We start from the raw sequence: 14,914 nt of genomic DNA, 5'->3' as shown, positions 1-14,914 counted from the left end.
CGCGGGATACATCGACGCGGCACGCATTCGCAGTGCGCAAGCATTGCGACCGGCAAACGAGAGACCTGGGGGGTAAATCATCATGAACAAGCGTTGGGGGATCATCGTGCCCGCCGCGTTGCTTGCCACCGCCGCGCATGCGCAAAGCAGCGTGACGCTCTACGGCAAGATCGAGGACGGCATCAACTACACGAGCAACGCACGCGGCCACGGAACCGTGCAACTGCAAAGTGGCTACGATTACGGCAGCCGCTGGGGCATCAGGGGGGCAGAGGATCTCGGCGGCGGCTACCAGGCCATTTTCACGCTAGAGAGCGGCTTCGACGTCAACAACGGGAAAATGAGCCAGGGCGGCCGGGAATTCGGCCGTCAGGCTTTCGTCGGCATCGCGTCGGAGCGTTACGGCACCGTGACGCTCGGCCGCCAGTACGATCCGAGCGTCGACATTTTCTCGCCGCTCACCGCGAACGGAAACTGGACGGGCTATCTGTTTGCGCATCCCTACGACAACGACAACACCGATTACTCGTTCCGGGTGAACAACGCGGTGAAATACGTGTCGCCCGTGTGGCACGGGATTACCGCGGAGGCCATGTACGGATTCAGCAATCAGGCGGGCGGCTTTGCGAACAATCGCCTGTACGGCGCCGCGCTGCAATACCAGCAGGGCGGGCTGACGGTCGGCGCGTCGTACTTGAAGATCAACAACGCACGCAATGCCGATACGACCGGCGCGATCACCGGCGACAACACGTTCGACGCGTCGTCGCAGCAGAACATCGGCATCGGCGTGAACTACGCGTTTGCGAATGCGCTCGTCGGGTTCACCTACTCGCACGTGGATGTGTACGATCCGACGTCGAATGCGTATTTCACCGGGACGACACAGCCGGCCGGCGGCGCATGGACCGCGTGGAAATTCGACAACTTCGAGGTGAACGGGCTCTATCACTTCACGCCCGCGTTGTACCTCGGCGCGGCTTACACCTACACGCAGGCTCGTGTCGCCTCGACGGTCGGCGCGTTCAATCCGAAGTGGCATCAATTGAGCACGAAGCTGAACTACGACATGTCGAAGCGCACGTCGGTATTCGTGGAAGGGGTCTATCAGCACGCGATGAACGCGCACACCGGGACCGACTTCGACTACGCATACGTTCCGGGCGCGGCCGACATCTCGTCGGGCCCGAACCAGTACGTCGTGCGTGTCGCGCTGCTGCATCATTTCTGACATGGCTGCCGGTCGCGGGCGCCGCCCGCCCGCCATCGCATCGGCCTGCAGGGCAGCCCGCGCGCGATAACGCGAAGGATCGCGGGCCGTGCTCCTTTTGCAGCGATGCCGGGCGGGTGGACCCCGTGGAAGCCGGCCTCGGTGAGACCCGCGAGACGCCATGCACTCGCGGGTTTTTTATTGGACGTGCCACCCGCATCGGCGTCGCAACGCTGCCCGCGGTGCAGCTTCGCTGCGACGAACGTGATGCCATGTGATACTTCGAACACACGTCGCGCCGCACGCATGTGCGTCACCGGCACGCGCACCTCCGCCGAGCGCTTTCAACACAATTTTCCTGTCGCACACGATCCTCCATGACCGATTCGAACTACCACTATTACGAACCGTCGCAAGGCCACGGTCTGCCGCACGACCCGCTGAACGCGATCGTGGGCCCGCGCCCGATCGGCTGGATTTCATCCCGTGGCGCCGACGGCACGCTCAATCTCGCGCCGTACAGCTTCTTCAACGCGTTCAACTATCGTCCGCCGATCATCGGCTTTTCGAGCACCGCCGCGAAGGACAGCCTGCGCAACGTGCAGGAAACCGGCGAGTTCGTCTGGAACCTCGCGACGCGCGACCTTGCCGAGCGGATGAACCAGACTTGTGCCGCGGTGCCGTACGGCGTCAACGAATTCGAACTCGGCGGCCTGACCGCGATTCCGTCGCGCCTCGTCGACGTACCGCGCGTCGCGGAGAGCGGCGTGAACTTCGAATGCAAGGTGACCGACGTGATCCGGCTGCGCGATCATCGCGGCGTCGAGACACCGGCGACGCTGGTGCTCGGCGAGGTCATCGCCGTGCATATTCGTCATGACATGCTGAAGGACGGCATCTTCGACACGTTCGGCGCCGGCATCATTCTGCGCGCCGGCGGCCCGTCGGCCTACGCGCACGTGACACCCGACAGCCGCTTCGACATCGCGCGTCCCGACGCGTGATTCATCGCCCGCCGGGGCCAGCCGGCCAAGCGGGCGCGGGAGCGCCCCGACGCATCGAGACCCCGCCGGGATCCAGGATTTCGCGGGGTCTTTTGCTGCATATCGTCCGACATGACCGGCGTGTATCGATCGGTCCGGCTCGATACGCACGCTCCACCGGCCGTTGACGCAGCGCAGCATGGGCGGTCTGCGTTCGCTCCGCCGCCACCATCGATCGTCCGTCGGCATCCGCCATGGCAAATCTGCTCATCCGGAGCGAGCGGGTTGGTCATCGACGTTTCGCGCCATAAGGCATAGATTTCCAAGGTTGGCGTGCTTATCCGCGCGCCAGCTCGCGCGTGAGCCGGCAACCGGCCGCGCGCTTCCATCAGCGTGAGACACAATCGAGCGTGGAGACGACACGATGAGCCTGTCAGAGCCATTGCGTCTGCATGTGCCGGAGCCCACGGGGCGTCCGGGCTGCAAGACGGATTTTTCCTATCTGCATCTATCGCCGGCCGGCGCGGTTCGTCGCCCGCCGATCGACGTTGCGCCGGCGGACACCGCCCATCTCGCCCGCAGCCTGGTGCGCGTGCTCGACGACCACGGCGAAGCCCTCGGCCCGTGGGCGCCGGACCTCGACGATGCGCGCCTGATCGCCGGGATGCGCGCGATGCTCAAGACCCGCATCTTCGACGCGCGCATGATGATCGCGCAGCGTCAGAAGAAGATCTCCTTCTACATGGTGAGCCTCGGCGAGGAGGCGATCGGCGCCGCGCATGCGATGGCGCTGCGCCACGGCGACATGTGCTTCCCGACTTACCGCCAGCAAAGCATCCTGATCGCGCGCGACGTGTCGCTCGAACGGATGATCTGCCAGTTGATGTCGAACGAAGGCGACCCGCTGAAGGGGCGCCAGCTTCCGGTCATGTATTCGGACCGCGAAGCCGGCTTCTTCTCGATCTCGGGCAACCTCGCGACGCAGTTCATCCAGGCGGTCGGCTGGGCGATGGCGTCGGCGATCAAGGGTGACACGAAGATCTCGTCCGCATGGATCGGCGACGGCGCGACCGCGGAATCCGACTTCCACACCGCGCTGACGTTCGCGCACGTGTATCGCGCGCCGGTCGTGCTGAACGTCGTCAACAATCAGTGGGCGATCTCGACGTTCCAGGCAATTGCGGGCGGCGAGGGGACGACGTTCGCCGGGCGCGGCGTCGGCTGCGGCATCGCTTCGCTGCGCGTCGACGGCAACGACTTCCTCGCGATCCACGCGGCATCGACCTGGGCGGCCGAACGCGCGCGCCGCAATCTCGGCCCGACGCTGATCGAGTGGGTGACCTATCGCGCCGGCGCGCACTCGACGTCGGACGATCCGACGAAATACCGGCCGGCCGACGACTGGGCCCATTTCCCGCTCGGCGATCCGATCGCGCGCTTCAAGCAGCACCTGATCGCGAAAGGCATCTGGTCGGACAGCGCGCACGACGCGCTCACGGCCGAGCTGGAGGCCGAGGTGATCGCCGCGCAGAAGGAAGCGGAGAAGTTCGGGACGCTGGCCGACGACCGGATTCCGTCGCCGGCCTCGATGTTCGACGACGTATACAAGGAGCTGCCCGCGCATCTGCGCCGTCAGCGCCAGGAACTGGGAGCGTGATCATGGCGCAACATGAAACGACGACGGCATCGGCGCAGCCGATGACGATGATCCAGGCGCTGCGCTCCGCGATGGACGTGATGCTCGGCCGCGACGACGACGTGGTCGTGTTCGGGCAGGACGTCGGTTACTTCGGCGGCGTGTTCCGCTGCACCGAGGGGCTGCAGGCCAAGTACGGCAAGTCGCGCGTGTTCGATGCGCCGATCTCGGAAGGCGGGATCGTCGGCGCCGCGGTCGGGATGGGCGCGTATGGATTGCGGCCGGTCTGCGAGATCCAGTTCGCGGACTACTTCTACCCGGCGTCCGACCAGATCGTGTCGGAAGGCGCGCGGCTGCGCTATCGCTCCGCGGGCCAGTTCACCGCGCCGATGACGATCCGGATGCCGTGCGGCGGCGGCATCTACGGCGGCCAGACCCACAGCCAGAGCCCGGAGGCGATGTTCACGCAGGTCTGCGGATTGCGCACGGTGATGCCGTCGAATCCGTATGACGCGAAAGGACTCCTGATCGCCTCGATCGAGAACGACGATCCGGTGATCTTCCTCGAGCCGAAGCGCCTGTACAACGGGCCGTTCGACGGCCATCACGAACGTCCCGTCACCTCGTGGCTCAAGCATCCGGGCAGCGCGGTGCCGGAAGGCTATTACACGGTGCCGCTCGATACGGCCGCCGTCGTGCGGCCCGGCAACGACTTGACGGTGCTGACGTACGGCACGACCGTGCACGTGTCGCTGGCCGCCGCCGAGGAGACCGGCATCGATGCGGAAGTGATCGACCTGCGCACGCTGTGGCCGGTCGATCTCGACACGATCGTCGCGTCGGTGCGCAAGACCGGCCGCTGCGTGGTGGTGCACGAGGCGACGCGCACCTGCGGCTACGGCGCCGAGCTGGTGTCGCTCGTCCAGGAGCACTGCTTCTATCATCTGGAAGCAGCGATCGAGCGGACGACGGGCTGGGACACGCCGTATCCGCACGCGCAGGAATGGGCGTATTTCCCCGGCCCGGCCCGGGTCGGCGAAGCGTTGCGACGCGTGATGGAGGCCTGAGATGGGGATTCATGTCATCAAGATGCCGGATATCGGCGAAGGGATTGCCGAGGTCGAGCTGGTGGCCTGGCACGTGCAACCGGGGCAGACGATCGCCGAAGACCAGCCGCTCGCCGATGTGATGACCGACAAGGCGGCGGTGGAAATTCCGTCGCCGGTGGCCGGCAAGGTGCTGGAGCTCGGCGGGCGGATCGGCGAGATGATGGCGGTCGGCAGCGAGTTGATCCGTCTCGAAGTCGAAGGCGACGGCAACCTGAAGCCGGGTGCGAAGGCGGGCGAGGCCGGCGCGGAGGTGGCGCAGCCTCCGGCGGCGGTCGATGTGCGTGCGGAGTCGTCGTCCGTCGATGAGGGATCCGAAACACATCCGTCGCCGAAGGCGACGCCGCACGCCGCGTCCCGCGCGCCAGCCGAGCCGCGCCGCGCGGAACATGCGGTGCCGCCGCGCGCGGCACTGGCGCCGGGCGAACGGCCGCTCGCGTCGCCGGCGGTGCGGCAGCGCGCATGGGACATGGGCATCGAGCTGCGCTACGTGCGCGGCACCGGCGAAGCCGGGCGGATCCTGCATGCCGACCTCGATGCGTATGCACGCACGGGCGGCGGCGCGGCGCGCGGCTCCCAAGCGCGTGGCTACGACGAGCGCAACGACGAAACCGACGTGCCGGTGATCGGCCTGCGGCGCGCGATCGCGCGCAAGATGCAGGAAGCGAAGCGCCGCATTCCGCACTTCAGCTACGTCGAGGAGATCGACGTTACCGAGCTCGAATCGCTGCGCGCCGAGCTGAACCGGCGCCACGGCGACACGCGCGGCCGGCTCACGCCGCTGCCGCTGCTGATCCGCGCGATGGTGATCGCGCTGCGCGACTTCCCGCAGATCAACGCGCGCTACGACGACGAAGCCGGTGTCGTCACGCGCTACGGCGCGGTGCACGTGGGCGTCGCGACGCAGACGGACGGCGGCCTCACGGTGCCGGTGCTGCGTCATGCGGAAGCGCGCGACGTGTGGTCGATCTCGGCGGAAATCGCGCGGCTCGCCGACGCGGTGCGCGCGAACCGCGCGCAGCGCGACGAGCTGACCGGCTCGACGATCACGATCTCGAGCCTCGGCGCGCTCGGCGGCATCGTGTCGACGCCGGTCATCAATCATCCCGAGGTCGCTATCGTCGGCGTGAACCGGATCGTCGAGCGGCCGATGATCCGCGACGGCGCGATCGTCGCGCGCAAGATGATGAACCTGTCGTCGTCGTTCGACCATCGTGTCGTCGACGGCGCGGACGCGGCCGAATTCATCCAGGCCGTGCGCGGCGTGCTCGAGCGCCCGGCGCTGCTGTTCGTGGAGTGAGAACGATGAAGAACGAACACACCACGTTGCTCGTGATCGGTGGCGGGCCGGGTGGTTACGTCACCGCGATTCGCGCGGGGCAGCTCGGCATTGCGACGGTGCTCGTCGAGCGCGAACGGCTCGGCGGCACGTGCCTGAACATCGGCTGCATTCCGTCGAAGGCGCTGATCCACGTGGCCGATGCGTTCGAGCAGGCGTGCGGGCAGGCCGGCGACGGGATGCTCGGGATTCGCGTGCGCGCGCCGGAGATCGACATCGCGAAAAGCGTCGCTTGGAAGGACGGCATCGTCGAGCGGCTCACGCGCGGCGTCGGCGCGCTGCTGAAGAAGCACGGCGTGCGCGTGCTGCACGGCGACGCGCGCGTGGTCGACGGCAAGACGGTCGACGTCGTCGCCGGCGACCACACGACGCGGATTGCATGCGAGCACATGTTGCTCGCGACCGGCTCGGAACCGGTCGCATTGCCGTCGATGCCGTTCGGCGGCCACGTCGTCTCGTCGACCGAGGCGCTGTCGCCCGCGTCATTGCCGAAGCGGCTGGTCGTCGTCGGCGCCGGGTACATCGGGCTCGAACTCGGATTCGTCTATCGCAAGCTCGGCGTCGACGTCAGCATCGTCGAGGTGGCCGAGCGCGTACTGCCCGCATACGACGCGGAACTCGCGAAGCCGGTCGCCGATTCGCTCGCGCGGCTCGGCGTCGGGCTCTGGCTGGGGCACAAGGTGCTGGGCCTCGCAAGCGACGGCGCGGTGCGCGTGCAGGCGCCCGACGGCGCGGAGAAGACGCTGCCGGCCGATCGCGTGCTGGTCGCGGTCGGCCGCCGGCCGCGCGTCGACGGATTCGGGCTCGAATCGCTGCCGCTCGATCGCAATGGCCGCGCGCTGCGCATCGATGACGAATGCAGGACGTCGATGCGCAACGTATGGGCGATCGGCGACGTCGCCGGCGAGCCGATGCTCGCGCATCGCGCGATGGCGCAGGGCGAGATGGTGGCCGAGCTGATCGCCGGACGCCGCCGCAAGTTCACGCCGGCATCGATCCCGGCCGTGTGCTTCACCGATCCCGAGGTCGTCACGTCCGGCTGGTCGCCCGACGACGCGAAGGCGGCCGGCGTCGACTGCATCAGCGCGTCGTTCCCGTTCGCGGCGAACGGCCGCGCGATGACGCTGCAGGCGACGGACGGCTTCGTGCGCGTCGTCGCGCGGCGCGACACGCACCTGATCGTCGGCTGGCAGGCGGTCGGGCGCGGCGTGTCGGAACTGGCCGCGGCGTTTTCGCAGTCGCTCGAGATGGGCGCGCGGCTCGAGGACATCGGCGGCACGATCCACGCGCATCCGACGCTCGGCGAAGCGATGCAGGAGGCGGCGTTGCGCGCGCTGGGGCATGCGCTGCATGTGTGAGCATGCGTCGGCATGCGCGGCCGATCGAAGCCACGCCACGGCGGCGTTTTTTGTGTGCGCGGGTGACGGGCGGGATGCGGGTTGCGGTTGACCCTCCCGCGCGGACCGTTCATCGTGTCGGTTCCACGCCGATCCACCGGCCTCACACGGAATGACTTGCCATGAAACTGTTGCTCGTCGGCGCGACCGGACTCGTCGGGCGTCACGTCCTTGAAGCCGCGCTGGCCGACGCGCGGGTGGACCAGGTCGTCGTGCTCGCGCGCCGGCCGTTGTCGCCGCATCCGAAGATGCGCGCGCGGGAGGTCGACTTCGATCACCTGCCCGAGGCGGCCGACTGGTGGCTGGCCGACGCGGTGATCTGCACGCTCGGCACCACGATGCGGGTCGCGGGCTCGCAGGCCGCATTCCGCCGCGTCGATCACGACTATCCGCTCGCGGTCGCGCGTCTCGCGCATCGGTCCGGCACGCCGACCTACGTGCTGAATTCCGCGCTCGGCGCCGATCCGGGCTCCCGCATCTTCTACAACCGCGTGAAGGGCGAGGTCGAGCGCGCGCTCGCGGGCATCGGGTTCGCGTCGCTCACCTGCGTGCGGCCGGGCCTGATCGGCGGCAGCCGCGACGAATTCCGGTTCGGCGAGCGGATGCTGGTGCTTGCGTTGAGCGTCGCCGGGCCGCTGCTGCCGCGGAAGTGGCGCGTGAATCCGGCGCCGCGTATTGCCCGCGCACTGCTCGACGCCGCGCTCGATGCGCGTCCGGGTGTGCATGTGATCGGATCGGAACGGTTGGCCTGAACCGCAACGGGCGACGACACCGTCAAGCGGGCCGAACGGTCGTAAGCCTGTTTCGTCACACCAGGCAATAGTGGACCTGTGGCGTGCACGCTGACCTACGATGAAGACATCGCGTCCATCGTCTGCCCAACCGTGTGCACCCACTACCGCGCCCCTGATGAAGACCCGGGTATCAGCGAGCTGAGGATCGGCATCGGCGACCTGTTTCGCAGCGAGCCGTGGGAACCCGATGTATATCCGGATTGTGCGGCACCCATCGCGCGCGCCGACGGCGACGGCCTCTCGGTCGTCAGCGCGGTGTTCGGCTTCTGGCCGAAGTTCATGCAGCCGGAGCGTCTCGACGAGAACGGCCGCAAGCGAAAGAAGCTCGATACGGTGAACGCGCGCGCGGAAACGGTCGGTTCGTCGCGACTCTACGGCAACGCCTGGCGCAATGGCCAGCGCTGCCTGATTCCGGTGCGCTGGATCTTCGAGCCGTGCTACGAAACGGGCCGCAACGTGTGGCACCGGATCGGCGTCGACGGCTGGCAACCGTGCTGCGTCGCCGGCCTCTGGCGGCGTTACGAAACGGTCGACGGCCGCGAGCGGATCGGCATGACGATGCTCACGGTCAATGCCGACGATCATCCGCTGTTCGCGCGCATGCATCGGCCCGGCGACGAGAAGCGGGGCGTCGTGATCCTGCGCCGCGACGACTACGACGAATGGCTGCACGCGCGCGACATCGAGGCTGCGCGGCGAATGCTGACGCTTCTTCCCGCCGGCGACATGGTCGCCGCACCCGACCAGGCGTCGCCCGCCGGCGCCTGAGGTTTCGTTTTCCCTGCATTTCTCATACGGTCGACCGACACCAGCGATCGCCGGATGCGCTCCGTTTTCCAGGACGATCTGGAAAGCGGCCGGACACCGGGTAATCACCGATATCAGCGTGGTTGTATATACAAGATCATCCGCTGGCACTGTCGGCGCGGGTCGTGCCGGCTGCGCGCGAGCGTATGGATCGTGCATGGGGCGTGCCCCGACGATCCGCGGCACGCCGCACCCGACGAGTCGAAAGGGCGGCTCGGCACGTTCCCCGTCTCGACCAAACCGTTTGCGATCCTCAGTATCTTGGAGATTTTCCCGTGTCGACGAATCCCAGTGGAAAAGCCGGTGGTCTGATCGAGGTACGCTCGATCGATTTCATTCCCGACGCCGAACGCCACGGCGGCCTGTTGAGCCAGTTCACGCTATGGCTGTCGGCGAACATGCAGATCACGGCCATCGTCACGGGGGCGCTGGCGGTCGTGCTCGGCGGCGACGTGTTCTGGTCGCTGGTCGCGCTGCTGCTCGGCCAGCTCGTCGGCGGCGCGGTGATGGCGTTGCACGGCGCGCAGGGCCCGCAACTCGGCTTGCCGCAGATGATCTCGAGTCGCGTGCAGTTCGGCGTCTACGGCGCGATGATCCCGATCGTGCTCGTGTGCCTGATGTATATCGGCTTTTCCGCCAGCGGCTCGGTGCTCGCCGGGCAGGCCGCCGCGCAACTGCTGCACGTCGACGACGCGGCCGGCATCCTGCTGTTCGCGGCCGTGATCGTCGTGCTGACGGTGTTCGGCTATCGCGCGATCCACTTCGTCGGCCGGATCGCGAGCGTGGTCGGCATCGTCGCATTCGTCTACATGTTCGCGCAGCTGTTCGCGAACCACGACGTCGGCGCGCTGCTCGCGAACCGGCACTTCTCGCTCGCGAGCTTCCTGCTGTCGATGTCGCTGTCCGCGTCGTGGCAGATCGCGTTCGGCCCGTACGTCGCCGACTATTCGCGCTACCTGCCGCGCTCGACGCCGTCGGCCGCCACGTTCCTCGCGGTTGGCCTCGGCTCGGTGATCGGCGCGCAGGCGGCGATGGTGTTCGGCGTGTTCGCGGCCGCGCTGGCCGGCAGCCAGTTCGCGCACCATGAGGTGTCGTATATCGTCGGCCTCGGCTCGACGGGCGCCGTGGCTGCGTTGCTGTATTTCACCATCGCGTTCGGCAAGGTGACGGTGACGGCACTCAATGCGTACGGCAGCTTCATGTCGATGGCGACGATCGTCAGCGGTTTCCGCGGCAAGGGTGCGGTGTCGTCACGCAGCCGTCTCATGTACATCTTCGGGATGATCTGCGTGTCGACGCTGATCGCGCTCGCCGGTCGCCATTCGTTCCTGAAGGAGTTCACGGCGTTCATCCTGTTCCTGCTCGCGTTCTTCACGCCCTGGAGCGCGATCAACCTGGTCGACTACTACTGCTTCACGCGCTCGCGCTACGACGTGCCGGCGCTGTCCGATCCGGACGGCCGCTACGGCCGCTGGAACGTGATGGCGATCACGATCTACGTGGTTGGCATCCTGGTGCAGTTGCCGTTCATGTCGACGCACATCTACACGGGCGCGCTCGTCGACGCGCTCGGCGGAACCGACATCTCGTGGATCCTCGGCCTCGTCGTGCCGGCCGTGCTGTACTACGTCGGCGCACGTGCGTCGCGACGCAGCATCCCCGAGCGCCTGATCCTGCCGCTCGAACGCGGTGAAGTTCACCACTGAGCTGACTGGCGCATCATGTCGCCCGTCGTACCGGCCGGCAACTGGCCCGAGCGGCCAGGTGTGCGGAGCACGCCACGGCCGCCGGCCGAGCGGTATGTCCCGGCGTGGGCGTTTCTGGTTTCCCGATTGCGGTGCCGCATGCCGGCACCGTGTGGATCGCAGTGCGCTTACGAACTGGCGGCGACCGGCGCGCGGCGGCGCTGGATCATCTGCAGGGCGACCAGCGCGAGCCCGGCCGCTGCGATCAGCCCGCCGACGAGCGGCACCGCCGCGTAGCCGAAGCCGGCCGAGATCGCCGCGCCGCCGGCTGCCGCGCCGACCGCGTTGCCGAGATTGAACGCGCCGATGTTGACGGCCGAAGCGAGGCCCGGCGCTTCGTGTGCGGCACGCATCACGCGCATCTGCAGCGGCGGGACCACCGCGAACGTCGCGACACCCCAGACCAGCAGCGTGACCGCCGCACCGACATGCGTGCGGGCGAGCAGCGGGAACGCGGCCATCGTCACGATCAGCAGCACGAGGAAGCCGATCAGCGTGCCGTCGAGCGAGCGGTCGGCGAGGCGGCCGCCGGCGATGTTGCCGATCGAGAAGCCGACGCCGATCAGCACGAGCATTGCGGTGACGAAGCCGGGTGTCGCGCCGGTCAGGTGTTCGAGCGTCGGGGCGACATACGTGTACAGCGTGAACATCGCGCCGGCGCCGAGCACCGTGGTCCCGAGCGCGCCGAGCACGACGGGGCGCGTGAGCACCGACAGTTCGGCACGCAGGTTCGGCATCTTGCCGGCTTCACCCTTCGGCAGCGCGGCGAACAGGCCGGCGATCGCGATCAGGCCGAGCGCAGCGGTCGCCGCGAACGACATGCGCCAGCCGATCATCTGGCCAAGCCAGGTCGCGGCCGGCACGCCGCCGACGTTCGCGATCGTGAGGCCCATGAACATCGTCGCGACCGCGCTGGCCTGTCTTTCACGCGGCACGAGGCTCGCCGCGACCACCGAGCCGAGCCCGAAGAACGCGCCGTGGTTCAGGCTCGTGACGAGCCGTGCGAGCAGCAGCGTCGTGTAGTCCGGCGCGACGGCCGACAACAGGTTGCCGATCGTGAAGATCGACATCAGCGCGATCAGCGCCGAGCGACGCGACCAGCGCGCGAGCAGCAGCGTCATCAGCGGCGCGCCGACCATCACGCCGATCGCATACGCGCTGATCAGCATGCCGGCCTGCGGAATCGACACGTGCACGCCGTCGGCGATCACGGGCAAGAGGCCCATCGGCGAGAACTCGGTCGTGCCGATGCCGAATGCGCCGGCGGCGAGCGCCAGCAGCGGCAGCACGGCGCTGCCGCCCGGGCGGGAAGGGGAAGAAGTCGTGCTGTTCACGCGATGAGCTCCTGCAAGCATGGGGCAACGGCACCGGGCCATTGCGGACAGGGTGAAGTGTGCCTGCATTACTTTTGCGGAAAAAGCCGCGCTCGGGCGAAATTATCTTGATTCGATGTCAATAATGCGAAGTCGAGGCTGCATGCGCGTGCGGCCCGAGAGGAGCGGGTTTCGGCGATTCGCCGGCACGGGTCGCCGACGAAAAAAGCCCCGGTCACAGGGGGGCCGTGACCGGGGCGAAAAGCATCCTCTCTTTGGCACGAGGGTTGGATGCGGGCGCAGTATATTTCGGGGCATAACATTTCGAAATGACGTTAAACGGCCTCTTTTGGTGCCAATTTAAAAATTCCGACGTGACCGCGTCGTCCGTTATCGATCTGAAAGATTTTTCGTTTGTCCGAGCCAATGTTTAGTGCGCGATGACGACGAAGCCGACTGAATCCACCGTCGGCGCGCGGATCGCGCGTGCCGTCGATCGATCATTCCGCTTGGCCGGCCGCGTCGCGCACCGCTTCGAGGAATCGCGCGACGACGGGAGACGCCGGCACTGCCGCCCCGTCGAATACGAACTCGATATCGAAACGGCTCGCGAGTTCGTCGAGCGCGACGAGCCGGACCGTGCGCGGGCACGTCGGCGACGCGCTTTCCGGCACGAATGCGCAGCCCATGCCGGCCGCCACGAGACCGATCAGCGTCGGGATGTCGCTGCCCACCTGCGCGATGCGCGGCGTGAAGCCGGCCCGTTCGCACTGCGCCATCAGGAAGCGGTGATGCGCGGCGGAGCGCTGCGCGTCGAACCAGACGAACGGCTCGTGCGCGACGTCGTCGAGCGTGCGCGGCGCACGGAAGCGACCGCCGGGCGGCGCGGGCATCGCGAGCACGAAGCGGTCGCTCAGCAGCCGCACGCCCGACAGATGCGGCGCTTCGTCTCGCCGCCACGCCATGACGCCGCCGTCGAGCTGGCCGCGCATCAGCGCTGCCGCCTGTTCGGCGGACAGCATCGGCGCGATCGACAACTTCACGTCCGGACACGCGTCGCGAAACGCCTTCAGCACGTTCGCGACGACCGGCAGCGGCAGGCAGTTCGGCAGCGCGCCGAGGCGCAGCTCGCCGAGCTGGCCGGATGCGCTGCGCAACGCGCGCTCGCGGCTGTCCTGCAACGTCGCGAGCAGGCCCGTCGCATCCTGCAGGAAACTCGCGCCGGCCGCGGTCAGCGCGACGCCCGTCGCGCGGCGGATCAGCAGCGGCGTGCCGATCGCATCCTCGAGCTCGCGGATCTGCCGCGACAGCGCGGGCTGGACGATGCCGACCGCGCGGGCGCCGGCCATCACGCTGCCGGCTTGCGCGACGGCCACGAAGTAACGCAGGTGACGCAGTTCGATCTGGCGCATGCGGTATCGACTCCGATTGTCGGCCTTGATTCGGGGGGTATGCCTGCCGAGCATGGCAAGCACCATCCGATGGTATTGGAAAAGCATGACGGGCGTGCCGTACGATGATCGACGTTGCCGGGCCCGTTCACGGGCCGCGTGCGTCTCCTTTGTCCCGACCGTGTGCCACACCATGCCGCTTCATATCCAGACTCCTTATGTGCGCTCGCAAATCGCGTCGCGCCGTCTCGGCAAGAACATCCGATTGAAGCTCGACGCGCTGCAGCCGTCCGGTTCATTCAAATTGCGCGGCATTGGCGCGGTGTGCGAAGCGCGGCATGCGGCCGGCGCGCGCCGGTTCGTGTCGTCGTCGGGCGGCAATGCGGGCATCGCGGTCGCGTATTGCGGTCGCGAGCTCGGCGTGCCGGTGCTCGTCGCCGTGCCGGAAACCGCGTCGGCCCGCGCGCGGGCGCTGATCCGCGCGGAAGGCGCGGAAGTGGTCGTGCACGGCGCGAGCTGGGCCGAGGCGAACGCGTACGCGCTGTCGGTCGTCGGCGCGCCGGACGCGTTCGTGCATCCGTTCGACGACCCCGTGCTGTGGCAGGGGCACGCGACGATGATCGACGAGATGGCGGCGGCCGGCCCGAAACCCGACGCGGTCGTGCTCGCGGTCGGCGGCGGCGGGCTGCTGTGCGGCGTCCTCGAGGGGCTCGCACGCAACGGCTGGCACGATGTGCCGGTCGTCGCGGTCGGGACGGAAGGCGCGGACAGCTACGCGCGTTCGGTCGCGCAAGGTCGTCCGGTCGAATTACCGGCGATCACGAGCATCGCAACGTCGCTCGGCGCGAAGCGGCCGTGCGACGCGGCGGTCGAATGGGCGAAGCGGCACGCGATCCATCCGGTCATCGTGTCGGATGCGCAGGCGGTGGCTGCGTCGCTGCGTTTCGTGGACGAGCACCGGATCGTCGTCGAGCCGGCGTGCGGCGCCGCGCTGGCCGCGCTCGAACAGTCGGTGCCGGTGCTTGCTGCGGCGTCGGATATCGCGGTGATCGTGTGCGGCGGCGTGACGGCGACGGTCGAGCAGTTGCAGACGCTGAACGCGACGTTGCGGTAACGCGCCAGCGCGCCTGCCGCGGCGCGGCCGGGCGGCAATTCGGCGAAGGCGTAACGGCGAAGTGATCGCGGGCGTTCGA

The 14,914-nt window shown here is 67.9% G+C and carries 12 protein-coding genes; 10 read left to right on the top strand and 2 right to left on the bottom strand.

Annotated elements, in window-relative coordinates; genetic code table 11:
• Window positions 1-82: 82 nt before the first annotated feature.
• The 9 genes from ACV22W_RS22540 (at window position 83) to ACV22W_RS22500 (ending at window position 10,978) form a co-directional block, all read left to right on the top strand.
• Window positions 83-1,231: a porin gene (locus ACV22W_RS22540; RefSeq protein WP_448021845.1), complete on the top strand. Its 1,149-nt coding sequence runs from the start codon at window positions 83-85 to the stop codon at window positions 1,229-1,231.
• A 356-nt stretch (window positions 1,232-1,587) separates the two neighbouring features.
• Complete coding sequence (locus ACV22W_RS22535) at window positions 1,588-2,214, top strand: flavin reductase family protein (RefSeq protein ID WP_448021843.1); 627 nt, start codon at window positions 1,588-1,590, stop codon at window positions 2,212-2,214.
• A gap of 403 nt (window positions 2,215-2,617) precedes the next feature.
• Window positions 2,618-3,850 carry a thiamine pyrophosphate-dependent enzyme gene (locus tag ACV22W_RS22530; RefSeq protein WP_448021842.1) on the top strand — a complete coding sequence of 411 codons (1,233 nt, stop codon included), beginning with the start codon at window positions 2,618-2,620 and terminating at the stop codon, window positions 3,848-3,850.
• Window positions 3,851-3,852: 2 nt separating this feature from the next.
• Window positions 3,853-4,896: an alpha-ketoacid dehydrogenase subunit beta gene (locus ACV22W_RS22525; RefSeq protein WP_448021840.1), complete on the top strand. Its 1,044-nt coding sequence runs from the start codon at window positions 3,853-3,855 to the stop codon at window positions 4,894-4,896.
• A gap of 1 nt (window position 4,897) precedes the next feature.
• Window positions 4,898-6,235, top strand: coding sequence for a dihydrolipoamide acetyltransferase family protein (locus tag ACV22W_RS22520; RefSeq protein WP_448021839.1), 1,338 nt, complete (start codon window positions 4,898-4,900; stop codon window positions 6,233-6,235).
• A 5-nt stretch (window positions 6,236-6,240) separates the two neighbouring features.
• Complete coding sequence (gene lpdA, locus ACV22W_RS22515; protein ID WP_448021838.1) at window positions 6,241-7,632, top strand: dihydrolipoyl dehydrogenase; 1,392 nt, start codon at window positions 6,241-6,243, stop codon at window positions 7,630-7,632.
• A 161-nt stretch (window positions 7,633-7,793) separates the two neighbouring features.
• Window positions 7,794-8,423, top strand: a complete 630-nt coding sequence (locus ACV22W_RS22510; RefSeq protein ID WP_448021836.1) for an NAD-dependent epimerase/dehydratase family protein — start codon at window positions 7,794-7,796, stop codon at window positions 8,421-8,423.
• Window positions 8,424-8,555: 132 nt separating this feature from the next.
• The gene (locus ACV22W_RS22505; RefSeq protein ID WP_448021948.1) at window positions 8,556-9,233 is read left to right on the top strand and encodes an SOS response-associated peptidase family protein; all 678 of its coding nucleotides are present in this window, start codon (window positions 8,556-8,558) and stop codon (window positions 9,231-9,233) included.
• Window positions 9,234-9,547: 314 nt separating this feature from the next.
• Window positions 9,548-10,978 (top strand): purine-cytosine permease family protein, encoded by a 1,431-nt coding sequence (locus ACV22W_RS22500; protein WP_448021834.1) that lies wholly within the window; start codon window positions 9,548-9,550, stop codon window positions 10,976-10,978.
• A 167-nt stretch (window positions 10,979-11,145) separates the two neighbouring features.
• On the opposite strand, the gene ACV22W_RS22495 is transcribed toward ACV22W_RS22500, so the two are convergent.
• Window positions 11,146-12,351: an MFS transporter gene (locus ACV22W_RS22495; RefSeq protein ID WP_448021832.1), complete on the bottom strand. Its 1,206-nt coding sequence runs from the start codon at window positions 12,349-12,351 to the stop codon at window positions 11,146-11,148.
• A gap of 479 nt (window positions 12,352-12,830) precedes the next feature.
• On the bottom strand, window positions 12,831-13,742 hold the full coding sequence (locus tag ACV22W_RS22490; protein WP_448021830.1) for a LysR family transcriptional regulator: 912 nt from the start codon (window positions 13,740-13,742) through the stop codon (window positions 12,831-12,833).
• Between the two features lie 172 nt (window positions 13,743-13,914).
• On the opposite strand from ACV22W_RS22490, the gene ACV22W_RS22485 reads away from it, so the two are divergent.
• A complete protein-coding gene (locus ACV22W_RS22485) occupies window positions 13,915-14,835 on the top strand; it encodes a pyridoxal-phosphate dependent enzyme (RefSeq protein ID WP_448021829.1) in 921 nt (306 codons plus the stop codon).
• The last annotated feature ends 79 nt before the right edge of the window (window positions 14,836-14,914 follow it).

The sequence above is a fragment of the Burkholderia sp. AW49-1 genome, from assembly GCF_053427845.1.
Note: the sequence above shows the minus strand (reverse complement) of the source record. Positions and strands in the feature narration are given on the sequence as shown.